Genomic DNA, 25,479 nt, shown 5'->3' on the forward strand with positions numbered 1-25,479 from the left:
CGGCGAGACCTATTCGGCGTCGTCGTCCGCGCTCGTCAGCTGCGGCACCGGGCGTAGCCGGACCCAGGCGAAGAAGATCAGGCCGACGACCGTCATACCTATTCCGGCCCATAGGTTGATGTCGATGCCACCGGTCTTGGCGCGCTGGAAATCGGTGTTGTACGCCAGCGCGACGACGATCAGGATCACTCCGTAGCAGGCGAGTAACCCGCCGACGATGGTGCGGATATCGAACAGCATTTGACGCCTTTCCTTATCCGACGAACACATTGAGCAGAATCACGATGACCAGCGCTATCCCGGCCAGCAGGCCGGGGCGCTGATACCAGGGCAGGGTGGCCGCGTCCGCGTCGGTGCGCATGGCCTTGGGGGTTTCGGAGTAGACCAGGCCCGCGAGTTCGGCGACCGGTTTGGGCCGCGACACCTGGGTGACCAGCACGCTGACCACGATGTCGACCACGAAGGCGATGCCCGCGGCCACGAAACTCGTTCCCTGACCCGACAATTCGAAGACGTGCGCCTTGCTCATCACGAAGACGATGATGGCCGCGCCGGTACCGCAGACCAGTCCGATCCAGCCCGCCGCGGGCGTCATGCGCTTCCAGAACATGCCCAGGATGAAGGTCGCGAACAGCGGTGCGTTGAAGAAGCTGAACAGGGTCTGCAGGTAATCCATCATGTTGGAGAAATTGCCCGCGATGAACGCGGTGCCGACCGCGCCGATCGTCGCGCCGACCGTGGCCAGGCGGCCGACCTTGAGGTAGTACTGATCGGAGCGATCGCGCTTGACGTAGCGCTGCCACAGGTCGTAGCTGAATACGGTGTTGAAGGCCGACACATTGGCCGCCATACCCGCCATGAACGCCGCCAGCAGTCCGGCCAGGCCGACGCCGAGCAGTCCGTTGGGCAGCACATCCTTCATGAGATAGAGCAGCGCCTGGTTGTAGGTGACATCGCCTTTGTAGTCCGGATTCGCCGCCAATTGTGTTTTGAAATCGGCGATCTGGGGCACCAGCACCGCGCTGATCATGCCGGGGATGACCACGATGAAGGGGATGAACATCTTCGGGTACGCGCCGATGATCGGGGTGCGCTGCGCCGCCGAGATCGAATGCGTGGCCAGGGCGCGCTGCACCTCGACGAAGTTGGTGGTCCAGTAGCCGAAGGACAGCACGAAGCCGAGGCCGAACACGATGCCGATCACCGAGGCGATATTGCTGGTGAAGCCGGTGAGCTCATTGCCCGGCCAGGAGTCCAGCTGTTCCGCACCGCCCGGACCCTCGATCACCTTCTCGCGCAGGCCGTCCCAGCCGCCGACCTTGTGCAGGCCGACAATGGTGAGCGGCAGCAGCGCCGCCACGATGATGAAGAACTGCAGCACCTCGTTGTAGATGGCCGCCGACAGTCCGCCCAGGGTGATGTACGAGAGCACGATGGCCGCCGCCGCCAGCACCGACACCCACAGCGGCCACCCGAGCAGCACATTGACGATGCTGCCGAGCAGATACAGGTTCACGCCCGCGATGAGCACCTGTGCCACCGCGAAACTCAGCGCGTTCACCAGGTGCGCGCCGGGACCGAAGCGGCGCAGCATGAACTCGGGCACGCTGCGCACTTTGGAACCGTAGTAGAACGGCATCATCACGATGCCCAGGAACAGCATGGCCGGGACCGCGCCGATCCAGAAGTAGTGCATGGTCGGCATGCCGTATTCGGCGCCATTCGCCGACATGCCCATGATCTCGACCGCGCCCAGATTGGCGGAGATGAAGGCCAGGCCGGTCACCCAGGCCGGTAGCGAACGGCCGGACAGGAAGAAGTCGATACTCGACGAGACCCGCTGGCGGGCCAGCCAGCCGATCCCGAGTACGAAGACGAAATACAGTGCGACCAGGGCATAGTCGATGGGGTCGGCATCGAGTCTGAGTTGGCTCGAGGCCATTACCGCAGCGGGCTGCCCGAATGCCACCGCGGGCAGGCTGGCGTCGAACGGCATACGGCTCTCCTGTCGAAACAGATGGCGCGGGCACGACTGTAGCGCGAAATACTAGCGGGGTGTTCGCTGGCCTATGGGAGGCGCGGCCTGGCGTCTAGGAGTATTGACCGATCACCAGGTCCAGTGCGGTACTTCGCGCAATGGATGAAGTTGCTCGTCGGTTTCCGCGAGCGAGTTCTGCTGTGCGACCTGGGCGCCGAACTCCACATGCTGGCGCACCGCCTCGCGGAATTTCTCATCGGCGGGCATACCCGCCGCGTCGAGGGATTCCAGATACACCTCGACGAAGCGCTGCCGCTGCGCATCGGTGATCTTCAGGCCGCGGTGCGCGTCGATGATGTACGCGAAGCCCAGTTCCCGGGTGAAACGGCCTGGGCCACCGAAGGATTCGGCGGTGAACCAGGTCAGATGGTCGACGTGATCCGGCTGACGCACCGGAAACACCTCGCGCAGCACGGGATCCGCCAGTGCGCGATCGTAGAAGATCTCTTCCAGGCGGTGCAGGGCCTCTTCGCCGCCGGCGAACTCGTACAGGCTCTCCATGGCTCGCTCGTTCCTGGTGTGCGAGTTGATCGTTCCGGTATTCAGGCTAATCCCGGACAGCCGAAAACGTGCGATATAACGATCGCGCGGTGCAATCGAACAACCCCGTCCGGCTCCGGGGACGGCGCTAGGACAGTCGGCGCGCGCCCGCGGCCGGGGTCACCTCGAAGTCGCGCGGGGCGTCGAAACCCCTGCGCGCGAAGGCATCCCGCACCGTGGTGACGATTCCGGCGGCCCGCCCGGCGTCCGCCAGCGCGATGACGCTGCCGCCGAACCCGCCGCCGACCATCCGCGCGCCGTACGCGCCCGCCACCAGCGCGGCGGCGACGGCGGTGTCCAATTGCGGGGCGGAGACCTCGAAATCGTCCCGGAGCGAGGCGTGCCCGGCGGTCAGGATCGGCCCGATCGCGCGCGGATCGGCGCCACCACGCAATTTGTCGGCAACCTGGCGCACCCGGGCGTTCTCGGACACCACATGCCGGGCCCGCCCGCGCAGCACCGGATCGGTGAGCCGATTCGCCTCGGCCAGGGTCGCGTCACGCAGGTACGGCACGCCGAGTTCCACGGCGGCGGTGGCACATTCGGCGCGCCGCTGCGCGTACTCGCCGTCCACCAGATGGTGCGGACTACCGGTGTCGAACACCAGCAGGCTCAGGCCGAAGCGGCGCAGATCGAAGGGGATCTGCTCGTACTCGCGCGTGCGCACATCCAGGAACAGCACATGCCCCGCGGTGCACAGCATGGATGCCGACTGATCCAGGATGCCGGTGGGTACCCCCACGTAGACGTTCTCGGCAGTGCGCGCGATATCGATGATCTCGGCGGTGGAGATGCTGGGCGCGAACAGATCTCGCAGTGCGATGGCCACCGCGCAGGACAGCGCCGCCGAGGAGGACAGGCCCGCGCCGATGGGCACATCGCCGTCCAATTCGAGATCGACCCCGCGCACCTCGTGCCCGCGCCGCTCGAATTCGCGGATCACCCCGAGCGGATAGTGCGACCAGTTCGGCAGTTCGGACCAGCCCGCGGCGGCGAGCGCGCCCATGGCGATCTCGACCTCGTCGCAGGGCGCCTGTGCCGACCGCAGCCGCACCAGCCGGTCCGTCCGGATCGCGGCGGTGCAGGTCATGCCCATCGGCAGGGCCAGCGGCAATACGTATCCCTCGTTGTAATCGGTGTGCTCACCGATGAGGTTGACCCGGCCGGGGGCGAGCCAGCGCCCCGCCGTCGATGTCGCGGACGATGCAGCCACCTCAGCTCCTGTTCCCAGAGTCACGCAGGCCGTCGGGTTCCATTGCGCAGCGAGCATAGCGAGTCACGCGGATCGCGATGCTGCGGGTTCGGCGGACTCCACTACGCGGAGCGACATTTCGTGCCATGATCGACTCGGTTGCCCAAATTTCGATGGCAGCGCCTCTTCCCCCGTGGATACTGCGGCCGTCGCTCGGCACCTATGCTCGTACGGCAATGCTCGGTTCGTGATTCGTGGTGGCACAGCCGATTACAACTGGGGACGGAGCGGACAAAAGGGGGGCTGGTGCAAGCAGACGAACAACCGGCCGGTTCCGGTCGACGGTTACGAGTCTGTTGGCGTTCACTGCTGTTCGGTTGTGGGGTATTGATTCTGGCACTGCCCCTGGTGGTGAACAATCGCCTCCTCGCCCTGTGCACGCTGTTCGCCTCGGTCACCATCGCACTGGTCATGATCGGCGCCGGTGTGCACCGCTATCGGCCGCGATTCCCGCTGCCCTGGTATCTGCTGTCGGCCTCGGCCGTGCAATTCACCATAGGCACCACCCTGCGCGAAGTCACCGACTGGCACCGCCATCCATTCGACGATCTGTTCACCCTCAGCGGCTACTGCTGTATCGGCGCGGCCGCCGTGCTCTGGCTGCGGCCGCGACAGAACAGTACCGATCACGATCTGCTGCTGGATTCCGGCCTGATCGGACTCGGTGCGGCACTGCTGTCCTGGACCTTTCTCATCTCGCCGATTCTGCATCGCGCACACGGCTTCAATTTCACCACCGCCACCGCGATCACCTATCCGGTGGTCGACGCCTTCCTGCTCACCGTGGTGGCGCATTCGGTGGTGACCTCCGCGCGCTCGGAAACCTCACTGCGCCTGGTGTATCTGGCCATGCTGGTGATTCTGGCGGGCGATCTCGGCTACAACCTGGAGACGGCCGGTTCGGCCGAACTGGGCCGCCAGATCCTGCTGCTGCCATTGCAACTGGCGTACACGCTGATCGGCGCGGCGGCGCTGCATCCGACCATGGTCATGCTGGGCGGGCCGCGCGATATCCATTCCCATCGCTCCCGCCAGCGCGCCAGCATCATCGCCATCGTGATGATCGTGGCCTCGCTGGTGCCGGTGGTGGGCTCCAGCCTGAATCTGCTGGACCGCGTCGTGGTCTCCTCACTATTCGCCCTACTACTCGCCGGCGTGCTGCTACGCAGCGAACGCGCCATCGAACGCAGCGCCCGCAGCGAACGGCGCGCGCAGTACCAGGCGGACCACGATATGCTCACCGGCCTCCTGAACCGCGCCGCTCTGCTGCGGGCGCTGCATCGTAATCGGGACCGCTGGGGTGATCAGCCGCTCGCGCTGCTGTTCATCGATCTGGACGGGTTCAAACGGGTCAATGACAATTGGGGGCATGCGGTCGGCGATGAGCTGATCGCCAATGCGGCGGCCCGTATTCGCCGCATCATCCGGCGCGATGACGCCGCCGCGCGTTATGGCGGTGACGAATTCGTGGTGCTGGCCCCGCTGGGTCGTCAGCAGGCGCTATTGCTGGCCGAGCGGCTATTGGCCACACTCGGTGAACCGTTCGAACTCAGTGCCGCCGAGGTGCGCATCGCGGCCAGTATCGGAATTGCCTGCAGCGGCCCGCGCGGGGCCGATACCACGGTGTATGAGCTTCTCCGCGAGGCGGATTCGGCTATGTACCATGCGAAGGAATATTCGCTGGGGTACGTTTTCCATGCTGATCTCAGGCATGGTCACCCGGAGTCCGGACCGCGTACGTGGCACCGGGAGTCCGCGGTCTGACATCGTAATTGTTGTCAACGCACGGATATTCGGGTACTTCAATGAAGATTACGACCAGTCGCTATCGACTACTCACCGCGACCGGGGCCGCCTCGGTCGCACTCGCGCTCGGCGCGGCGGGAGCCGCCAACGCGGCTCCGCTGGAGCTGGAGAATACGCCCGCGGTGACCGCGCCGGCGGGTGCGGAAATCGCCATCGGCACCGGATCACTCAATACCGGATCGATCGGAAGTGGTTCGGCCACAGGTGGTTCCAGTAACCCTTACGCGCCGTACACCGGCTCGGGCAAGGGCACCGGATCCTCCGGCTGGGGCGACAGGATCGGTCGAATGGGACCGAATATCGCCGCCGGTATCGATAACTTCCTGCGCGGGCTGGGGTTCCGGCCGGGCAACGTTCCCGCTGCTCCGGACGCGGAACCTCCTGCGGCGGAAGGCTAGCCGGCGAGCTCGTCGAGCAGCCGCCGGGCGTTCTCCAATTCGGCCTGCAGCTGCTCGACCTTGGCACGCTGTGTCAGTCGTACCGCCTCGAGCACGCCGTCGACCACCTCGGCGACCTCCGGGTGCAATAGCTTGGCGGCCTGCGAGACCGCCGAACCCGGTACGGACAGGCCCTTGATGGTGCGCTTCTTGCCATTGACCACGTCCAAGGTCCACTCGCCGTCGGCGGTGCCGCTGAGCGTCACCACGACTTCGGGTTCCTTGGGCTTCTTCGCTGCGGCCGCGTTGCGCGCGGGGCGCGATGCGGCGGCGGCCGGTTTGGGCTTGGCCGCCTCGGTGCTGGTTTCGGTTGCGGGAACAGCTGTCTCGGGCTTGGGCGCGGCGGGCGCGCTCGGCGGAGTAGCGGCAATGGTCGCGGTGGGTGCTGCGGGCGACGGCATCGTCACGGTGGGGTCCTTCCTGGTTGCCGTTTTCTGTTTCGCACCGGCGGCGGGCTGCTGCCGGGCCGGTTTGGTCAGGGTCACCTCGGTGGGGCCGAACGAAAGCACATCTTTGGAACCGGTCGGCTTCACCTGCAGGAAATCACCCTCGGACGGATCACCGAGTGAGATCACCTTGCCGGAACGGCCTTCCGGTACTCCGACCGCTGCCGCCGTGAACCACACCATCGGCGGACGGCCTGCATCGATCTGCTCGGCGATCTGCCGAATCTCTATCTCCGACAAGGGCTGTGGCTTGGTGCTACGGGACGACATGGGACTCTCCGGGCGGACGGTTGGACATCAGCGTGCACAGAGCATGCCCCATGGCACCGACAAATCCACATCCGGAGAATTCGCACCGCCACCGACGCACTGGTCAGTGAACGTTTAGCTAATCCGACTCGTGCGGCCCACCGAGCATGGCCGGCGGTCCGATCGTAGGCGCAGAGCACCCCGTGCGCGCAAGTTTCCGAGCTGTCGGCCCCTCGAACCAGGAGCTGTCGGCCCCTCGAACTCAGAGCTGTTCCACCCCGCGCAGCACACAGCGCACGCTCTGCGGGCGGGTGACCGGATCGAGTTTGGTCTCGGTGGTGAAGTCCTGAGTGGCCCCGGCCGCCACGGTCACCTCGGTGCTGGTGCGTTCCAGCACTGTGGATTCCGCGGTGAGGAAACTGATCACCACGAGGTACCGGTGCTCCACCTGATCCCGGTTGCTCACCACCGCGGTGGCCTCCCAGCCCGCCGAGGTGCCGCCGCAGCCGGTGACGAACGCGCTGCGCTGCATTTCCGCGGTGCTGTGTTGCGCTTCGGCCTTATCGGCGCCCTCGACTCCCGGCGTCGGCGTACCCGCTCGCGCACACCCCGCCAGCACAGCCGCGCATCCACCCAGAACACCGACGAGCCTCAGGTAGGGGGCGATCATGAATCTCCCTTTCCACCGCGCACTTCTGTGCAACAAATCAGCCGTGCGGTAAACCAGCGCCCCCGTAACACTGTTGCCGCTAATTAGCCGCGCGCAGAGATTACCCCAGTTGACGCGCGTGTCGTCACATGACGCGGCAGGCGTGTCGCACCGGGGGCGGAAGTTCAGTTCGCACCCAATACCTCCAGCACGCGACGGGCCTGGTAGTCCGCCCCCAACTGGTTCGGATGGAAGGGTACGGCCAGGCCGACCGGCGTGCCGGAGAACGGGATCAGACCTTCCACCCACCGGGTGCCGACCGGCTCGCAGGCATCGTGACCGGAACTGCCGGTGTAGGTGTCCACGAACTCGACACCGCTGGTCGCGGCCACCCGGGCGAGCATGTCGTGCAGTTCGATGAGCTTGCCGCCCAGCCAGATCGCGTCCGGATCGGAAATCGGGATCATCGGGAAACAGCCGCCGGTGACGCCGATGCCCTCGAAGTAGTCCAGCAGCAGAATGCGCGCGTGCGGGGCGCGCTCGCGAATCCCCGCGACTACGGCGGCCACCCGCGGCTCGGCCCGCGCGATATTCGCCGACATCCGGTCCACCCCGTTCACGACCATCGCGTCGAGACAGGGCGTGGCGCGCGGATCGGCGGTGACGCAATCGGAGACGGTGGCCGCCAGATCCGCGTCATTGCCGCCGATTTCGAGGGTGACCAGATCGGTGGACTCGCTCAGCCGATCGAATTGCGGTGGGTTGCTGCCGAATACGGAGGTCTGCGGGGAGGTCATATTCACCGTCATCGCACCGCCGCAGGTGGCATCGCGGAACACCGGAACCGCGAGCGCGGCGGCCACCTGCTTGGCGTAGTTCCCGATGCTCTGCACGCAGTGCAGCGGGGTGAACGCCGTGGTCACCTGGGTCAGGGTGGCATCGGCCGCCCATGAATCCCCCAGCGCCACATACTCGTTCAACGGTGCGGTGTGCACCCCGGGTTCGGCGTGCGCCGCGCCAACCGGCAGCACCGCCGCGACCGCGGCGGCCGCCACCAGGGCATGCGAGATCCTCAAGTCATTCTCCCCTTGACCGACACCCCGACAGTGAACTGGACCGTTGTTCAGATTGCTCTGCCGAGAACATAACAGCGGTCCGCGTCACGCGTGCGGTGAAAGTGGAGAATTCCCGGGGGCTTCAGCCGCGGTCAACCCTCAGACGCGCTCCCCCGAGGTCAGCAGCGGCTCGGCGTGCTCGCGTTCGTATCCGAGCAGCACATCGTGGGCGACCTCGCCGTCCACCACCGTGACCCGGCTGAAGACCGGCGGATAACCCCGGGCCATCACCGTGTACCGGCCGTCGGCCAGATCCGGGACGACGTAGTGGCCGGTATCGTCGGTGCGGGTGACGGCGATGAGATCGCCCGCTTCGTCCAGGACGGTGATCTGGGCGTCCGGAACCTTGTGTCCCGCATCGGTGCTCGCCGATCCGGCCAGTACGGCGCGGGGCAGCAATTCGACGTCGTGGCGGAGCATGCCGGAGTCCGGGACGGTCAGGGTGACGGCGGTGGGGCGCATATGACCGGCCACCGCGACCAGGGTGTAGTTGCCCGCCAGCACACCGCGGCAGACGTACGCGCCGTCGGCCGTGCTGACGGCGGAGGCGACGACATCGCCGTAGGTGTCGGTGAGGGTGACCGAGACATCGGCCAGCGGAGCACCGCGGCCCGCCGCGCGCACCAGACCCGAAACCTCGCCCGAACCGATCAGCGCGATATCGAGTTGATGCGGGCGGCGCGAGACCGTAATGGTCACCGCCGTCGGCTGATAGCCGTAGGCGGAGACGATCAGGACGTAGCCGCCCGCGCGCGGCGCGCCGATGGCGTAGGCCCCGTCGGCTTGGCCCAGAGCCCGCGAAACCTGGTGTCCGCGTTGATCGATGAGGGTGAGCACCGCATCGGGGATCGAGGTGCCGTCCTCGCGGTGCACACAGCCGGAGATGGCGATCCCGGCCGGCTCGACGATCCGCAGTTCCTGCTCGGGCTCCGCGTCGGGGACGGCCTCGGCCTCGGGTTCGGGCTCGGTCACGACGCCCGCCTCGGCCGCCGCCGGGGACGGCATGTCCTGCAGCGGAATCTCTTTCATGAACATGAGCACGAACGCGGCCAGCACCGCCACCGCGCCCGCCACATAGAACACCCCGGCCATGGCATCGGTGAAACCGATCAGGATCGGGGATCGAAGCTGTTCGGGCAGTGCGGCGATCCCGGTGGTATTGCTCTGGATCCGGCCCAGCTCCCCCGCGTCGAAGCCGGGCGGCAGCTCACCGCCGAACGCGCGCAGAATGCGCTTGGGCAGCAGGTTGAACAGGATGGTCAGGAAGATCGCCACGCCCAGCGTGCCGCCCATCTGACGGAAGAAGGTGGCGGCCGCGGTGGAGACGCCCATATCCGAACGGGGACCGGCGTTCTGGGTCGCGATGACCAGGGTCTGCATACAGCCGCCCAGGCCGAAACCGATGATGCCGCAGTACAGCAGCGGCTGCCACAGCGCGCTGTCGTAGTGCACCCGGGCGAACAGCACCGAGCCGATGGCGATAACCAGTGAGCCCAGAATCGGCAACACCTTGTAGCGGCCGGTGAATTTGGTGACCAGCCCGGCCAATTGCGCGCCGATCATGATGCCGACCACCAGCGGCAGCATGAGCAACCCGGCATTGGTCGGCGAATAGCCACGCACCACTTGGAAATACAGCGGCACCAGCACGATGGCGCCGAACATGGCAACGCCCACAATCAATCCGCCGATGATGGCGAGGCTGAAGGTGCCATTGCGGAAGAGCCGCAATGGAATCAGCGCGGCATCCTTCATCAGGAATTCCACGATCAGGAAGAGCACGAATCCGCCCGCGGCGATGCCGTAGCAGAGCAGCGCGCGATGGCTGTGCCAGCCCCAGTCCCGGCCCTGCTGGGCGATGATGAGCAGCGGCACCGTGGCGGCGGTCAGGGTGATCGCACCGAACCAGTCGGTGCGGATGCGCTTGCGCTCGAACGGCACATTGAGCACCCGGGCCACCACCAGCATGGCGAGGACGCCGATGGGGACGTTGACCAGGAACACCCAGCGCCAGCCCTCCAGGCCGAGCAGGTGATCGGCATTGGAGAAGAAGCCGCCCAGTACCGGGCCCAGCACGGTGGCGATACCGAAGACCATCATGAAATAGCCCTGGTAGCGGACCCGTTCCCGGGGTGGCACGATATCGCCGATAATCGTGAAGGCCAGCGACATGAGCCCGCCCGCGCCGATGCCCTGTACCGCGCGGAAGCCCGCGAGCTGATACATGGTGGTGGCGAAGGTGCAGGCCACCGAACCGAGCACGAAGACCCCGATGGCTATGAGGTAGCAGGGTTTTCGGCCGTGGATATCGGCGAGTTTGCCGTACAGCGGGGTGCTGATGGTGGCGGTGATCAGGTAGGCGGTGGTGGCCCACGCCTGCTGATCGAAGCCGTGCAGGCTGTTGGCGATGCGCACGATCGCCACGCTGACGATGTTCTGATCCAGTGCCGCCAGAAATACGCCCAGCAACAAACCGGACAATATGGTCATAATCTGACGGTGCGACAGTGACTCTCTCGCACCGCTTTCCGAAGCCGGCGGGATAACCCGCGGCTTGGTTGGGGCATTAGTCATGTTTGGGGCCCTTGTCGGATTTCGGGTGTCCGTGCAGTGCGGTGCTACTCGAAAAGACCTCGCCATGAAGCAATTCGGGCAGCGTACCCTTGCCGATCCGGCCCCTGACCGGCCACCCCCGCTATGAGGTGGTTACCCCTCCACTTGTGCGTACAGCGGAATTCCGGTGTGGAAGAAGCGAATGAGCTGACCGATCCGCACCGAATGATCCACGCAGTGCCCGAAATGATGCGCCATCATGGCGATATCGATGGCCATGGCCGACCCGTGCGACCAGCCCGAATCCGCGGCGGCCTCGGCGGCGCGCAGGCGCAGCCGGTCCAGTGCGTCATCGCGCGGCACCAGCACCTGATCGCGCGGCGGATTCTGCGCGGCAATGACTCTCACCACCAGATCCACCAGAGTGGTTACCGCATCGGCGATCTCGGCCAGCATCTCGGCGATCGGCTGCACCGCAACCGGTTCCGGATAGCGGCGCACCACCACATCGGCCACCCGGCTCAGCGCGCCGGCGATGCCGAGCAGATCGTCGGCGATCTGCATGGCCGTCACCACATGGCGCAGGTCGCGCGCCACCGGGGCCTCCAGGGCCAGCAGGATGACCGACCGGTCCTCGCACTTGGCGTGCTCGATCTGCACCTGTTCCTCGAGCGCGAACACCTCGTAGGCGGCGGTGAGGTCACAGCCCTCCAACGCCACCGTCGCGCGCTCGGCCGCCTCATGGGTCAGCCGCGCCATATGCGCCAGCTCATCGGTCAGCGCCATGAGCTCGATCGAGAATTTCGTCCGCACTCGCATATCTTGTCCGCCCACCCGCACAACTGCACAATATCGCGGGAAAAGCATTCCGCCCGAATGCGTCTCGGCCATGTCACCGGAAAATAACCAACCGACCAGTCGTATTCATTGCCCGGGCACCGGTGCGTCGTATCCGGAAAAGCACCCGGGGTACCCGACACTGGGGCGGTGGCCGAGACCTCCGTGTCCATCGAAACCCCGTCCCCGGCGAGCCGCATGCCGACCTGGCTGCCCCGCGCCATGGTGCTCGCCTTCGCCCTGCTCGGGGTGTTCGAGCTGGTCAATTGGGCCGCACACGAATTGATCGGGATCGCCGTCATGATGACGGTGGCCTTCTTCATCTCCCTGGCCATGGAGCCCGCGGTGGACGCCATGGCCGGGCGCGGGATCAATCGCGGCATCGCGACGGCGGTGGTATTCCTCGTCGTTTTCGCCTGCACCATCGGCTTCCTGGTGACGCTCGGCATTCTCATGGTGGAGACCGTCGGTAATGTTCTGGACGAATTGCCGCGTCTGCTGGACGAATTGGTGTCCTGGGTCAATCACACCTTTCACCAGGATTTCACCGTGCATCAACTCCGGGACCGGCTTTTCAAGGACTCCGACGTCATCAGCTCGTACGCCGAGCGCGCCGCGAACAATGTCTGGGGACTGTCCAATACCGTGCTCGGCGGCTTCGCGCGGGTGGTCACCATCGCGCTCTTCAGCGTCTACATGACCGCGGACGGACCCAAGCTGCGCCGCTCGCTGTGCTCACTGCTGCCGCCCGCGAAACAGGGTGCGGTACTGCACGCTTGGGATCTGGCCATCGATAAGACCGGCGGCTATCTCTACTCCCGGGCGCTGCTCGCGGTCATCTCCGCCGTCACGCACGGGGCGTTCCTGTGGTTGATCGGATTGCCGAACGCTTTCGCCCTGGGCATCTGGTTCGGCGTCGTCGCCTCGTTCGTGCCGACCATCGGCACCTATATCGCGGGCATTCTGCCCGTGCTGGTGGCGCTGACCATCCGGCCCATCGACGCGGTCTGGGTGGTGCTGTTCGTCGTTGTCTACCAATGGATTCAGGACTATGTCCTGCAACCGCGCATCACCGCGCGCACGGTCGATGTGAACCCGGCCGTGGCGCTGCTGTCGGTCATCGTAGGCGGCGCGCTGCTGGGCGCGGTCGGGGCACTGCTGGCGATTCCCGCGACCGCGACCCTGCAGGCGTTCCTGAGCGAATACGTGACCCGGTACGACGTCACCGAGGATCCGCGCATCGATCGCGTCAGGCGGGGGCAGGCTCCCGCGCCCGATCCCGCGAACGCGCCGTCCCCAGAATCGAACCCAGAATGACCAGCGGGAAGCCGATCGCCATTCCGGCGGTCAGCGGCTCGCCCAGCAGGCTCACACCGATCAGCAGGGCCACCGCCGGATTGATGTAGGTGATGACGGTGGCGCGCGCCGGGCCGACCTCACCGATCAGCGCGAAGAACACCACGAACGCCAGCGCGGTGCACAGCAGGCCCAGCCCGACCACCGACCAGGTGGCATCGGCCGGGAAGTGAGACGGCCTGCGCCACACAGCGAATGGCAGATAGATGATCGCGGCGAACACCAGCGAGGCGGTGACCACGCCGATCGGCGGTAGCTCCTTGAGCTTGCGATCGATGATGATGGGGCCGAAGGCGTAGCCGACCGCGCTCACCGCGATGGCCGCCAGCGCACCGATATTCGACACATCGATATCGAGACCGACCAGCGCCGCCACACCGCCGATGCCGATCACCAGACCGGTGACGCGCCGCGCGTCCAGGCGCTCATGACCCAGGCCGGTCACCACCACGACCGCGATCAGCGGTACCGCGGCGAGCAGCAGGCCGACCGTGGAACTGGTCAGCGTGGTCTCGGCGGTGCCGATCAGCAGCCAGGGTCCGGTGATCTCCACGACGGTGTAGACCAGCACCCACTTCCACTGCCGCAGCACCGGTAGCAGCACCTTGGCGTACAGCGCCACCGGCAGCAGCACCAGCGCGCCGATGGCGGTGCGGCCGAAGGCCACCACCACCGGATCGAAATCACCGACGGCCACCCGGATCATGGCGTAGGGGACGCCCCAGATCACGCCCATGGCGAGGAACAGCACCCAACCGCGCTTACTCACCGCTCACCTCCGCCGCACCGGTACCGCATGGCGAACACCTCTCAGTCGAACCACTCCGGGTCGCCGCTCGCGATCAATTCGGCGAGCACGGCCCGCTCCTGGAAAGCCTCCCGGAGCAATAGGCCCAACCGCCGCAGGGCCTCCGCGTCTTCCCCGTACGCGACGAAAGTTCCGGCCTCGGGATCCAGGCCGAATTTTCCGTCGAGTTCGGGAGCGCGGGTGGCCACCGCGGACCGGGCGACACCGGCCCAGGCGTAACCGCCGCACTCGTAGCCGGACTCGGCGAAAACCTCTTCGAGCTCGACCATATGACTGTCCGACAGCATGAGGCAGTAGTTGCCGGGGTTGTGGTCGTATTCGAAGAACACCAGCGGGGCGAAGGTTTCGCGATCGGTCATAGCGGCGAACCTAGCGGGCGACACCGACAGGCGAGATGCGACGGTACGCGCCGCGCGCGCACTAAAGTTCGCACATGTCGACTTCCGAGCGGGTGGACGGTGCAGATGCGGCCGAAGCGGGGCGGGCCGCGCGTAAACAGGCGACGCGCACCCAGCTCGGCGAATGGCGACCCGGACCCGATCGCGCCGATCCGATCGGCATTCTGGAACAGCAGGCCACCACCCGCGTGCCGGAGCTGGTGCGAATCCGATACGCGCGCATGGCCGCCGGGCAGTTCCCGTTCTACCGGGGCGCGCCCGCGATCATGGCGGCCGATCTGGCCGCCGGACCCGATACCGGGCTCACCGTGCAGCTCTGCGGTGACGCGCACCTGTCCAATTTCGGGCTGTTCGCCTCACCAGAGCGCGCACTCGTGTTCGACCTCAACGATTTCGACGAAACCCTGCCCGGACCGTTCGAATGGGATGTGAAGCGGCTCGTCGCCAGCGTCGCGGTGGCCGCGCGCGCCAACGGCTGCTCCGATGCCGAGGCGGGGACCGCGGCCATGGCCGCGGCGACCGCGTACCGCGAGGCCATGGCACAGCTGGCCACGCTCGGCGAGACCGAGGTCTGGTACGAGATGGTCAATGCCGAGGACGCCGCCGCGGTGCTGCGGCCGCAGGACCGCAAGACCGTCGAGAAGGTGATCAACAAGGCCAAGACCCGCACCAGTCTGCAGGCCCTGGACAAACTCACCGAACCCGGGCCGGACGGTCAGCCGCGCATCAAAGCCGATCCGCCGCTGGTGCTGCCGATCTCGGAAATCGAAGAGGCGGACCTGGATTCGGTGCTCGCGGACTATCGCGCCAGCCTGCCCGAGGAGCGCCGGGTGCTGCTGGATCGCTATCAGCTGCGCGATCTGGCCATGAAGGTGGTCGGCGTCGGCAGCGTCGGCACCCGCTGCTTCATCGCACTGCTCACCGGGCACGCCACCGGCGATCCGCTGTTTCTACAGGTGAAGCAGGCCGAGACCTCGGTGTTGGCGAATCATCTGCGCGCCAGCGTATTCCGGCATCAGGGCCACCGCGTGGTGCACGGCCAGCGGCTCACCCAGGCCGCCGGTGACATCTTCCTGGGCTGGGCCACCGGCCCGAACGGACTCTTCTACTACTGGCGGCAACTCCGGGATATGAAGGGCTCCATCACCATCGACGATATGAGCGCCGAACAGCTGGCCAAATACGCCAACCTGTGCGGGCGCACCCTGGCGCGCGGCCACGCCCGCTCCGGCGACCGCATCGCGATCGCCGCCTACCTCGGCAGCGGTGACGTATTCGACCGCGCCATGGCCGATTTCGCCCTCGCCTACGCCGACCAGACGGCCACCGACTACGCCGCCCTGCTCACCGCCATCGATCTGGGCCGCATCGACGCCGCCACCGCCTGACGCCCGGCGGGGCTCAGGCGGCGGGAATCGCCCGGGGCATCAGGTGTTTGGCGAAGAGCCGGTGGATTTCCAGCATGACGTACTGCGGGCGCGCGCCGTCGTGGTCGGCGACGGTGAGCAGGTGGGCTTCCAGGAGTTCCTCCAGCGCGGCGGCCGGATCGGCGAGGCCGGGCAGGGTGACGGTGCTGAAACGCTCGCGCGGGGACAGGGTTGCGCCCAGATGGTGCAGCGCCCGGGTGGCGGACGGGCCTAGGCGGCGCACGGTCGAGGTGATGCCGTCGCGGATATCGGCTGTGCCGTAAGCGAATTCGCGCAGGCGGCGCTGTTCCTCGGACATCCTCCCGAGCTGCTGGGTGATGGTCCAGTCCGGGCGGGCGGCCAGCCGGGAGCCGACCGCGTGCAGGGCCAGGGGGATGCCGGAGCAGCAGCGGATGAGCGCGGTGGTGGCCCATTCCTCGGCGGCGACCCGGTCCGGGCCGACAATGGCGGACAGCATCTCCAGGCTCTCCGCCATCGGCAACTCACGCAGTACGACGGTGCGAAAAGACTTGGCGGGCAGCATGAAACGGCTCGTAATCAGCGTCGCGCTGCCGGGGCCCGGTGCGAGCAACGGAGCCAGTTGCGCCGTCGAGGCCGCATCGTCGAGCACCACCAGCACCCGCCGCTCGGCGAGTTCGGCGCGATAGCGGGCCGCGCGGGCGGGCAGATCGGCCGGTAGCGCGGCCGCCGGTACGCCGAGCGCGTCCAGCAGCAGCGCCACGATCTGCGCCGGATCCGCGGGTGTGGCGGTCGAACCACCGAGTTCGGCTCGCAGTACGCCGTCGGGGAACTGCTCGGCGACCAGCTCGGCGACGCGCACGGCCAAGGCGGACTTGCCGATTCCGGGACTTCCGGTGATCAGGACCGGTCGCGCTGTCGTACCGGAACGCTCGGCCAGCGCACAGCGGACCTGTTCGATCTCGGCGCTTCGGCCACGGAAACCGTTCGAGGCCAATATATCCGGGCCGTGCGTCGCTCCCGATGCGGAGTCCTCGGCGACCGCGCGATCCGGCCCGGGCGCTGATGTCGCCTCGGGTGCGGGGGTCACCTCGGCCGCTGATTTCACTCCGGGAGCGACGGTCACCTCGGCTGCGGACGCGGTGGACTCGGCCCGGGGTGCGGACTCCGATCTCGGCGCGGCGGTCTCGCCCCGCGAAATCGCCTCGCCCGGAGCGGTTTCGGTGGCGCGCAGCAATTGTGCGTGCAGTTCTCGCAGGCGTGGGCCCGGATCGACGCCGAGTTCGGTGGCCAGGGTGCGGCGCAACCGGTCGTAGTGCGACAGCGCTTCCGCGCCGCGGTTGTCCAGGTGATACGCCCGCAGCAGCCGCTCGTGCAGATCCTCCGCCAGCGGATGCTCCAGCAGCGCCTTGCGCAGATCGGCGGCCACCGGTTTCGGATTGCCCAGGCGCAGTTCGGCATCGGCCCATTCGGCGATCACCTCGTGGCGCAATTGTCGCAGGCTGTCTCGAAAGCGCCGCACCCAGTCGCTGTCCAATCCGGCCAGCGGTTCCCCGCGCCACAGCGCGAGCGCCCGGCTCAGAGTTTGCGCGCGGGCGGGATCGTCGAGGGCCAGCGCCCGGGCCCGGGCGACCAGATCGCGGAAGACGGACAGATCGATGCTGTTCGGCGGCGCCTCCAGCCGATAGCTGCCGTGCACCCGGCGAATCTCCGGGGTCGCGCCCGCGCGGCCGCCCGCGGTCCGCAAAATACGCCGCAACCTGGTCATATAGGTGTACACCGAATTCCGGATGGTCTCCGGTGGAGCGTCCCACACCCGCGCGACCAGGGTGTCGGTCGAGATGGTCTGATCCGGCTCGGCCAGCAGCGCGGCGACGATCCCGCGCTGTTTGGACGGCCCCAGATCGACGATGCGGCCATCCACCAGCAACTCCACGGAGCCCAGCAACCTGAATTCGATCATATCCTCCGCCGTGCCCCGAAACCCGTGGTGAGGTGCAAAAACTAACAGCCCCACGGGTGTTCGGCAAAGCCCCCACATCACACGGCAGTGCCGGGCGCGACGGCGCGGACTAGGTGTGCGCGGCGCCGTCGATGCGAATCTCGGTGCCGCTGATGAACTTGCCGTCATCGGAGACCAGCATGGCGATGACGCCCGCGACATTCTCCGGTCCCGCCATCTCGGCCGGATTATCCTGCGGCACAACGGCGATCAGACGGCTGAACAGCGACCAGTCCGAATCCTGTGGCAGGTAACCGGGAGTCGCGTCGGTGATACCGGATTTGATGCCGCCCGGCGCGACGCTGACCGCGCGCAGACCGCGCTTGCCGTATTCCAGGGCGAGCACGTGGGTCAGGGTCTGGATACCGCCCTTGCTCGCGGAGTACGCCGCCATGTACGGGTGCGCGAAGTTGGCGGAGGTGGAGCTGAAGTTCACGACGGTGCTGCTCGGGTTGGCCAGCAGTGCGGGCAGCGCCTCCCGGATGACCAGAAAGGTACCGGTGAGGTTGACGGTGATGATCTGGTTCCACAGGTCCAGCGAGGTCTCGTGGGTGTGCGCCGCGCGCAGGATGCCCGCCGCGTTCACCAGCGCGTCCAGCCCGCCGAGCGTGTCGACGGCGCTCTTGACGCCCGCGACGACATCGGCTTCCTGGCCGATGTTCATCTCCAGCGTGGTGAGGCGATCGGCCGAACCCGCCTCGGCGGCGTGCTTGCGCGTGAGTTCGAGGCCCTCGGCGTTCACATCCGCGCCGACGACGACCGCGCCTTCGGACAGCAGGCGGAGGACGGTGGCCTGCCCGATACCGGATCCGGCGCCGGTCACCAGGATGCGGCGCTGTTCGAGACGGTTCATTAGAGCTCTCCTGATCGATGCGAGTGTTTCTGACACAATATGCCGCAAATGGCACATTGCGCCATTAAATGTTTCCGGCTCGGTAGAGTCCCCCTGTGACCAGCGACCGAGACCGTACCGCGCCCGCACCCGGCCGTCCCGCCCTGAGCGCGACCCGCCGCGCCGCCACGCGCCGCGAAGTCGCCATGGTCGCCGCCCACCTCTTCGCCGAAAACGGTTACACCGCAACGACGGTCGACGATATCGCCGCCGCCGCAGGTATGGGCCTGCGCACCTTCTACCGCTACTTCGCCGGTAAAGAGGACGTGGTGGCCCCGCTGCTCGCCATCGGCACCCAGGCGTGGTCCGACGAACTCGCCTCCTGCCCACCGGAACTCCCGCTGCGCGAGGCCCTGGGCCACTCCTACCGCACCGCCACCGCCGCCGCCCTCGCCGATGAGGGCATCGCCGAATCCCTGCTCCGGCCACTGCTGCGCGCGGCCACCGAACTGCCCGCGCTGCGCGCCACCTGGCTACGCGTACAACACGATTGCGAACTCCGGCTCATCCCCATCATCGCCGCCCGCACCGGCCGCTCTCCCGACGATCTCGACGTGGCCCTGGCCGCCGCCATGGCCAACACCGCGGTCCGCCTGGCCAATGAACTCTGGGCCACCGGCAACCATCCCGGCTCCCCCGCCGACGCCGTCGACGCCTGCCTGGCGCGCCTGGCCGCGCACACCCTGCTGTAGCGGCGGAATTCCGCGGCATTTCTCAGGGAATTGACAATTTCGTAATGGGTTACTAGTTTTGGGCACGCACCTCGATAGGCGAGGCTCCTGCACGAACACAGGCCACTGATCTGACGACGTCGAGAGACGCCCAAGGTTAGGACAGATTTCTCCGGATTAAGGGGTTATCCGAAGTGGCTTTCCGATCCGCCCGGATCGGAACACGTCGTGCAGTGCCGAAGCTTTGACGAGAGGGGTGTCTGCCCGGATCGTTTCCGGGCGTTCCTCCCAGGTGCGCTGACGTATCGCGTTCTACCCGTTGGGAGGTGAGGCATCCGATGACCAGTGACGACGTTCCGGGATCTCCGGACCAGCCCCCTCCTGCGCGGGGCCGGTAACCAGCACACCACATCGCGTCCGATGATTCGGCGCGCATAATTCACACGCGCTTCGGCAGCGAATTCGGCTGCCGAATTATTCGCGTGCGCAATTCCGGGTGAATTCGTCTATTCGGCACCCGAATCCGAGCCGTCCGCATGACCGGTGCGCGACGGTGATCACTGCTGCCCCGGCAATTCCGCGGGCAACGATATGCAGAGGCATACCCTTCTCATGAGAACTCGTCTCATCACCCTGGCCGCGACCACGACCACCGCCGCCCTGGTGGGCATTTCGGCCACCTGTCTGGCCGATCCGGCGCAGGCCGCGCCCGTCCCCGCCGCGACCGGCGTGCACGGTCAGGCCCGCATCGACGGACAGTCGGTGCTGCTGCACACCGATCTCGGATCGCTCCGGGTCGTCGATCGGCGGCTGGAGATCGTCGATCCGAACAGCCTGGTGCTCGGCGCGATTCCGCTGACCGTCGTCAAGGACGGCACCGCGTATCCGGTGGACGCGCACGTCGACGGCGAAAATGCCACTCTCACACCACGATTCGATCAGGCTCGGCCGATCAACGCGGAAGAGACGCCCATCGCGGCCGGGGACAGCCCCGAGGATCGGCTCAATACCGCCATGGGGAACGTGAACAACGAGCTCACCGTGGCTCTCGCGGTGGGCACCTTGCTCGGCGCGATCATCGGCGCACCCCTGGGCTGCGTGGCGCTCGGACTGCTCGGCGGCGGGGCGGCCGGGGTGGCCACGGGCGGTCTGGCCGCGATCCCGGCCGCCGCCGTGGGCTGTCTGACCGGCGCGGTCACCGGCGCGGGTATGGGCGTGGTGGTGTTCAACCTGCTCATCGGCGTGCCCGCGCTCATCGCGTCCGCGGTCCACTTCTACAACGTCATGACCGCACCGCCCGCCGTCGCGAACGGCTGAGTCGCGGCGACGCAGTTCGGATACAGGAAATCAGCAATGACTGTCGATCTCGCAATTCCCAAGACCCCCAACCTCTCTCCCGGCGCACCGCGCGTCCGCAATCGGCTCCGGCCGGTCGACTATCTGCTCATCGGCGCGGGCGTCCTGCTGATCGTGGTGGTGCTCAGGCTCTTTCGCGATATGTCCGTGCCCTGGGTGCCGGGCGATTCCGCCGAATCGGTCTCGACCGATCCGTCGAATCTGCCGTACTACGCGGCGCGCACCACGCTGCGCATGTTCCTCGGCCTGGGCGCCTCGCTCATCTTCACGCTGATCGTCGGTCAGTGGGCGGCGCGGTCCCGGCGCGCGGAGAAGGTCATCATTCCGGCGCTGGACATTCTGCAATCGGTGCCGGTGCTGGCGCTGGTCTCGATCACGGTGACCGCGTTCATCGCCATGTTCCCCGGCTCGTATCTGGGCGCGGAAGCGGCGTGCGTTTTCGCCATCTTCACCGCGCAGGCGTGGAATATGAGCTTCGCCTATTACCAGGCGCTCCGGAATATGCCGCGTGAGCTGGATGAATCTGCGCGCATGATGCGGCTCACACGCTGGCAGCGACTGTGGCGGCTGGAGGTGCCGACCGCCATGGTGCCGTTGATCTGGAACGGCATGATGAGTTTCGGCGGCGGCTGGTTCATGCTCGCCTCGTCCGAGGTGATCAGTGTGTCCGGACGCGATCAGGCGCTGCCCGGCATGGGTAGTTTCATCGCGGCCGCCACCTCCGAGGCGAATGTCGGCACGCTCATGCTGGGCGCGCTGGTCATGGTGCTGACCATCGTGCTGGTGAACGTGCTGTTCTGGCGGCCGCTGACCGCCTGGTCGGAGCGTTTCCGGGTGGAGCACACCGAAAGCGCCTCCGCGCCACGCAGTCTCGTACTGGATCTGCTGCGGCACAGCACATTGCCCCGGCGCATCGGGCGCGCACTGCGACCGGTGTCGGAGGGAATCGACCGTGCCATGCGGGTTTTCGGGCGCAGCACCAAGCCCGCGTACTGGGACAACTCCGGAACCAATGCCGGCGATATCGTGTTCTTCGGCCTGCTGTTCGCGGGTATCGGCTGGGTGATCTGGCGGCTGGCAACGTATTTCGAGAGCACCGTGGGATTCGCGGAATTCGGCCCTACCTCGCTGATGGGCCTGGCCAGCCTGAGCCGGGTGGCGGTACTGCTGGTGTTCTCGACCATCGTCTGGGTGCCGATCGGGGTGTGGATCGGCATGAATCCGCGCATCTGCCGATTCGCACAGCCGGTCGTGCAGGTGATGGCCAGCTTCCCGGCGCAGTTCCTGTACATCTTCGTCATCGCCGCGCTCACCTACACCGGGATCTCGCTGAACTTCGGCGGTGTGGTGCTGATGGCGCTGGGTGCGCAATGGTACGTGCTGTTCAACGTCATCGCCGCCGCCGGGCAGATTCCGACGGATCTGCGCGAGGCCATGGACGATCTCGGCGTGCACGGCCGCGAACGCTGGAAGTCGTTGATACTGCCCGCGATCGCGCCCGGATACCTGGTCGGTGCGATCACCGCCTTCGGCGGCGCGTGGAACGCCACGCTGGTCGGCGAGGTCGTCGAATCGGGCGGCAAGCATATGGAGGCGTACGGGCTCGGCGCGTACATCACCGAGGCCACCACCAATGATCTGTTCGCGAAAGTGCTGCTGGGCACGGTGGTGATGAGCATTGTCACCGTCTTCATCAATCGCCTGGTGTGGCGACGCCTGCAGCGCATTGCCGAGAAGCGCTTCGCACTGCTCTGACCCCCTGTCTCATAACAGCTTTCGAAGGAGGACAGCCCATGTCCACCCCCATCGTCACCGTGGATCGCGTCACCAAGAACTTCACCAATCCCTCGGGCGAGCAACTGCCGGTGCTCTCCGATGTCAGCCTGGAATTGCGCGAGGGCGAAATCGTCGCGCTGCTGGGCAAATCCGGCTCCGGCAAGTCGACCCTGCTGCGCATAATCGCGGGACTGGTATCGCCCTCGGCCGGGGCCGCGCGTCTGCGCGAAGCGGATATCACCGAGCCGAATGCCGCCACCGCCATGGTCTTTCAGAGTTTCGCACTGCTGCCGTGGCTGACCGTGCGGCAGAATGTCGAACTCGGCCTGCGCGCCCAGGGCGTGCCCGAACCCGAGCGCAGCGAGCGGACCCTCGCGGTGATCGACATGATCGGCCTGGACGGCTTCGAAAACGCCTATCCCAAGGAGCTTTCCGGCGGGATGCGGCAGCGCGTCGGCTTCGCCCGCGCCCTGGTGGTGCAGCCCGAGGTGCTGCTCATGGACGAGCCGTTCTCCGCACTGGACGTGCTGACCGCCGAGAATCTGCGCGGTGAACTGGTTCGGCTGTGGGATCAGACCGCCTTCCCCACCAAGACCGTGCTCATGGTCACCCACAATATCGAGGAGGCGGTACAGCTCGCCGATCGAATCCTGGTGCTGGACAACAATCCCGGGCGCATCAAGGGCGAATTGCAGGTGCGGCTGGAGCGGCCCCGCGATACCCGGAACCGGCATTTCCTCAATATCGTGGATCAGGCGTACCGCATGCTCACCGATGGCGCGTTCGACGGCGGCCACGCCATCGCGCCCACCCCCACCACCCGGCCGCTGCCCGATGCGGGCGTGGACGGTATCGGCGGCATGCTGGATCTGGTTGCCGCACAGGGTGGTCACGTCGATCTGCCGGAACTGGCGGGCGATCTGCGTTTCGAACTCGATGACCTGATGCCGCTGGTGGACGCGGCCGCCATGCTCGGGCTGGCGACCGCGTCCGGCGGCGATCTGGACCTCACCCCGGACGGCCGCAATTTCGCCGAGGCCGATATCGATGCCGCCAAGCGGATTTTCGCCCGCCTGGCCCGTGCCAACGCCCCGCTGGTCGGCACCATCGATCACGCCCTGAGCACCGCGCCCGACCATCGCCTGTACGACGGCTTCTTCCTCGATCTGCTGCGCCGCGGCTTCACCGAGGAGGCCGCCCAGCGTCAGCTGCGCACCGCCGTCGACTGGGGCCGCTACGCCGAGCTCTACGAATACGACGCGGCCGAACGCCTGCTCACCCGCGATTCGGCGGCCGCTTAGGAGGCGTTGGCACGGAACGGAATTCGGCCGTCCGGCGGGCACGGATTCCGGTGCACCGGTGCGCGCCGACACCGGATTGTCGGTACCCGGCTCTACCGTGCGTCGCATGAGTTCGACCGCACTGCATTCGCTCACCTACCTCCGCCCGTCGGGGCTCGACCGCTCCGGCGGGCGGGCGCTGCTGGGCCTGCAGACCAGCGGCGGCCGCACCCCCGCCGGGGCGGTCGCGAATCCCACCTTCTTCCGGGGATTCGTGACCCGGCCCGCGGTGGCGGCCGCCGGACTGCTTGCCGTGGCCGATGTGGCGGCGGCGCGCTACTACGATCCGCGCCGAATCCGTTCGGCGCTACTGGATCCGGTGGTCACCGCCAATGGCGATCGATTGCGGTTCGAATCGTTCTCCGGCTGCTGCGGCGTGCACGCCCGGCTCGATATCCTGGCCGCCGGACTCGACGGCGACACCGGGTACGGCACCACGAATGTGGATGTGAACACGCCACTGCGCGATGCGTTGAACGGCGTCACCGCCGGGGATCCGCTGCATTTGACCGTCGGTCCGGATGAGCTGGCGGTGGCGACCCTCGGTGACCGGGTGGTGGAGAAGAAGGTGCCGCTGCCCGACCGCTGGCTGCGCGGATTCGCCGAAACCCAAACCATCGCTGCGGAATTCGACCTGCGCGCCGAGGTCGGCGCCGCCGAGGCGGTGCGCTTCCTGCGCGCGCTTCCCCGTACCGGCGGCACCGCGGCGCGCGGCGGGCAGTGGGTGGTCGCCACCGCCGGGCGGCTGCGGCTCACTTCGCGACCGGTCCCCGGTGCGGTATGCCTGCCCGGACCGCAGCGGCTCGACGCTCTGCATCGTGTACTGCGGCAGGCGGATTCGCTGCGCCTGTACGGCCCGAAGGTCACCGCGGGCAGCCCGCTGCTGGCCTCCGCCTGGGAGATCGGGCTGCCCGGCATGCGGCTCACACTCACCCTGTCCCCCGAAGCCGGGCGCGGATTCTCCGGGGAGGGAACGGTTTTGAACGCGCTCGCGCACGAGGACACCGAATCCGATGCCGAACTGCTGTCGGTGCTGCTGGCCTGGGATCCGCGCATCGAGCTCGGCGAACTGGCGGCACGCTCCGGACTCACCGCCGAGCGGGTGCGCGCGGCGCTGATCCGCCTCGGCGTGGACGGCCGCATCGGCTACGACCTGGCCGAGGCCGCCCACTTCCATCGTGAACTCCCCTATGCCGCAGGCCGAGTCGAGCGGCACAATCCGCGATTGAAGGCGGCCCGTGAGCTGGTCACCGCCGGAAACGTGCGACCGGATCCGGAAGACGCGGACGCGGCCACCGTGACATCGGGCAGCTACACGCATCGCGTCCGGCTCGGCACGGACGGCCGCTTCGTCTGCACCTGCGACTGGTGGGCGGAGACGCGCGGCACCCGCGGCCCGTGCCGACATGCGCTGGCCGCCCGCATAATCCGCGCCACGGCGCGCACCGCCCTCTGATCCGAGCGCCACCGCGCCTTCACACGACCGCCGCGCTGTCAGCACGGTCGACACGCATCCTCAGCTCCGCCGTGCGGCTGGTTCGACCGCCGCAGGTCGCATGCCCGCCGCCGCTCG

At 67.1% G+C, this 25,479-nt stretch carries 22 protein-coding genes and 1 riboswitch; of the genes, 9 read left to right on the plus strand and 13 right to left on the minus strand.

The features are described 5' to 3' along the window. Nucleotides 1-9: 9 nt before the first annotated feature. From ACFC4D_RS39260 to galK, 4 genes are all read right to left on the minus strand, one after another. Nucleotides 10-240 carry a hypothetical protein gene (locus tag ACFC4D_RS39260; protein ID WP_364639250.1) on the minus strand — a complete coding sequence of 77 codons (231 nt, stop codon included), beginning with the start codon at nucleotides 238-240 and terminating at the stop codon, nucleotides 10-12. A gap of 13 nt (nucleotides 241-253) precedes the next feature. Further along, nucleotides 254-1,942: a sodium:solute symporter family protein gene (locus ACFC4D_RS39265; protein ID WP_376071238.1), complete on the minus strand. Its 1,689-nt coding sequence runs from the start codon at nucleotides 1,940-1,942 to the stop codon at nucleotides 254-256. Between the two features lie 165 nt (nucleotides 1,943-2,107). Then, on the minus strand, nucleotides 2,108-2,539 hold the full coding sequence (locus ACFC4D_RS39270) for a group II truncated hemoglobin (protein WP_376071140.1): 432 nt from the start codon (nucleotides 2,537-2,539) through the stop codon (nucleotides 2,108-2,110). 127 nt (nucleotides 2,540-2,666) lie between these two features. Further along, entirely contained in the window at nucleotides 2,667-3,791 is a 1,125-nt protein-coding gene (gene galK, locus ACFC4D_RS39275; RefSeq protein ID WP_375966123.1) for a galactokinase, read from the minus strand. 366 nt (nucleotides 3,792-4,157) lie between these two features. Here galK and ACFC4D_RS39280 point away from each other — a divergent pair, with 366 nt between their 5' ends. Next, on the plus strand, nucleotides 4,158-5,594 hold the full coding sequence (locus ACFC4D_RS39280) for a diguanylate cyclase domain-containing protein (protein WP_375966120.1): 1,437 nt from the start codon (nucleotides 4,158-4,160) through the stop codon (nucleotides 5,592-5,594). 41 nt (nucleotides 5,595-5,635) lie between these two features. Beyond that, the gene (locus ACFC4D_RS39285; RefSeq protein WP_376071143.1) at nucleotides 5,636-6,034 is read left to right on the plus strand and encodes a hypothetical protein; all 399 of its coding nucleotides are present in this window, start codon (nucleotides 5,636-5,638) and stop codon (nucleotides 6,032-6,034) included. Here the strand turns inward: ACFC4D_RS39285 and ACFC4D_RS39290 are convergent. From ACFC4D_RS39290 to ACFC4D_RS39310, 5 genes are all read right to left on the minus strand, one after another. Further along, complete coding sequence (locus ACFC4D_RS39290) at nucleotides 6,031-6,789, minus strand: DUF6319 family protein (RefSeq protein ID WP_375966115.1); 759 nt, start codon at nucleotides 6,787-6,789, stop codon at nucleotides 6,031-6,033. The genes ACFC4D_RS39285 and ACFC4D_RS39290 overlap by 4 nt on opposite strands. A 241-nt stretch (nucleotides 6,790-7,030) precedes the next feature. Next, nucleotides 7,031-7,438: a hypothetical protein gene (locus tag ACFC4D_RS39295; RefSeq protein ID WP_364639271.1), complete on the minus strand. Its 408-nt coding sequence runs from the start codon at nucleotides 7,436-7,438 to the stop codon at nucleotides 7,031-7,033. Between the two features lie 164 nt (nucleotides 7,439-7,602). Next, on the minus strand, nucleotides 7,603-8,493 hold the full coding sequence (locus ACFC4D_RS39300; RefSeq protein ID WP_376071145.1) for an SGNH/GDSL hydrolase family protein: 891 nt from the start codon (nucleotides 8,491-8,493) through the stop codon (nucleotides 7,603-7,605). A 138-nt stretch (nucleotides 8,494-8,631) separates the two neighbouring features. After that, complete coding sequence (locus ACFC4D_RS39305; protein ID WP_376071148.1) at nucleotides 8,632-11,106, minus strand: MFS transporter; 2,475 nt, start codon at nucleotides 11,104-11,106, stop codon at nucleotides 8,632-8,634. A gap of 132 nt (nucleotides 11,107-11,238) precedes the next feature. Next, the gene (locus tag ACFC4D_RS39310) at nucleotides 11,239-11,898 is read right to left on the minus strand and encodes a phosphate uptake regulator PhoU (RefSeq protein WP_375966107.1); all 660 of its coding nucleotides are present in this window, start codon (nucleotides 11,896-11,898) and stop codon (nucleotides 11,239-11,241) included. Between the two features lie 174 nt (nucleotides 11,899-12,072). Here ACFC4D_RS39310 and ACFC4D_RS39315 point away from each other — a divergent pair, with 174 nt between their 5' ends. Further along, nucleotides 12,073-13,239: an AI-2E family transporter gene (locus tag ACFC4D_RS39315; RefSeq protein WP_375966105.1), complete on the plus strand. Its 1,167-nt coding sequence runs from the start codon at nucleotides 12,073-12,075 to the stop codon at nucleotides 13,237-13,239. Here ACFC4D_RS39315 and ACFC4D_RS39320 read toward each other — a convergent pair. Then, the gene (locus tag ACFC4D_RS39320; protein ID WP_375966102.1) at nucleotides 13,172-14,047 is read right to left on the minus strand and encodes a DMT family transporter; all 876 of its coding nucleotides are present in this window, start codon (nucleotides 14,045-14,047) and stop codon (nucleotides 13,172-13,174) included. The genes ACFC4D_RS39315 and ACFC4D_RS39320 overlap by 68 nt on opposite strands. Nucleotides 14,048-14,088: 41 nt before the next feature. Then, nucleotides 14,089-14,445: an Imm51 family immunity protein gene (locus ACFC4D_RS39325; protein WP_375966100.1), complete on the minus strand. Its 357-nt coding sequence runs from the start codon at nucleotides 14,443-14,445 to the stop codon at nucleotides 14,089-14,091. A 74-nt stretch (nucleotides 14,446-14,519) separates the two neighbouring features. On the opposite strand from ACFC4D_RS39325, the gene ACFC4D_RS39330 reads away from it, so the two are divergent. After that, nucleotides 14,520-15,872: a DUF2252 domain-containing protein gene (locus tag ACFC4D_RS39330; RefSeq protein WP_375966097.1), complete on the plus strand. Its 1,353-nt coding sequence runs from the start codon at nucleotides 14,520-14,522 to the stop codon at nucleotides 15,870-15,872. A 13-nt stretch (nucleotides 15,873-15,885) separates the two neighbouring features. On the opposite strand, the gene ACFC4D_RS39335 is transcribed toward ACFC4D_RS39330, so the two are convergent. Next, a complete protein-coding gene (locus ACFC4D_RS39335; protein WP_376071151.1) occupies nucleotides 15,886-17,832 on the minus strand; it encodes a BTAD domain-containing putative transcriptional regulator in 1,947 nt (648 codons plus the stop codon). 109 nt (nucleotides 17,833-17,941) lie between these two features. Further along, complete coding sequence (locus ACFC4D_RS39340) at nucleotides 17,942-18,724, minus strand: SDR family NAD(P)-dependent oxidoreductase (protein ID WP_375966092.1); 783 nt, start codon at nucleotides 18,722-18,724, stop codon at nucleotides 17,942-17,944. A gap of 95 nt (nucleotides 18,725-18,819) precedes the next feature. On the opposite strand from ACFC4D_RS39340, the gene ACFC4D_RS39345 reads away from it, so the two are divergent. The 5 genes from ACFC4D_RS39345 (at nucleotide 18,820) to ACFC4D_RS39365 (ending at nucleotide 25,362) form a co-directional block, all read left to right on the plus strand. Then, nucleotides 18,820-19,455, plus strand: coding sequence for a TetR family transcriptional regulator (locus tag ACFC4D_RS39345; RefSeq protein ID WP_375966090.1), 636 nt, complete (start codon nucleotides 18,820-18,822; stop codon nucleotides 19,453-19,455). 63 nt (nucleotides 19,456-19,518) lie between these two features. Then, nucleotides 19,519-19,697, plus strand: a riboswitch (M-box (ykoK) riboswitch). 349 nt (nucleotides 19,698-20,046) lie between these two features. Next, on the plus strand, nucleotides 20,047-20,751 hold the full coding sequence (locus ACFC4D_RS39350; protein WP_376071154.1) for a hypothetical protein: 705 nt from the start codon (nucleotides 20,047-20,049) through the stop codon (nucleotides 20,749-20,751). A 36-nt stretch (nucleotides 20,752-20,787) separates the two neighbouring features. Then, nucleotides 20,788-22,545 carry an ABC transporter permease gene (locus ACFC4D_RS39355; protein WP_376071156.1) on the plus strand — a complete coding sequence of 586 codons (1,758 nt, stop codon included), beginning with the start codon at nucleotides 20,788-20,790 and terminating at the stop codon, nucleotides 22,543-22,545. Nucleotides 22,546-22,583: 38 nt separating this feature from the next. Next, on the plus strand, nucleotides 22,584-23,867 hold the full coding sequence (locus ACFC4D_RS39360) for a nitrate/sulfonate/bicarbonate ABC transporter ATP-binding protein (protein ID WP_375966082.1): 1,284 nt from the start codon (nucleotides 22,584-22,586) through the stop codon (nucleotides 23,865-23,867). 106 nt (nucleotides 23,868-23,973) lie between these two features. Then, on the plus strand, nucleotides 23,974-25,362 hold the full coding sequence (locus ACFC4D_RS39365) for an SWIM zinc finger family protein (RefSeq protein ID WP_376071159.1): 1,389 nt from the start codon (nucleotides 23,974-23,976) through the stop codon (nucleotides 25,360-25,362). The last annotated feature ends 117 nt before the right edge of the window (nucleotides 25,363-25,479 follow it).

It is taken from the genome of Nocardia sp. NPDC056000, assembly GCF_042269265.1.
In the GTDB taxonomy this organism is placed as follows: Bacteria; Actinomycetota; Actinomycetes; order Mycobacteriales; family Mycobacteriaceae; genus Nocardia.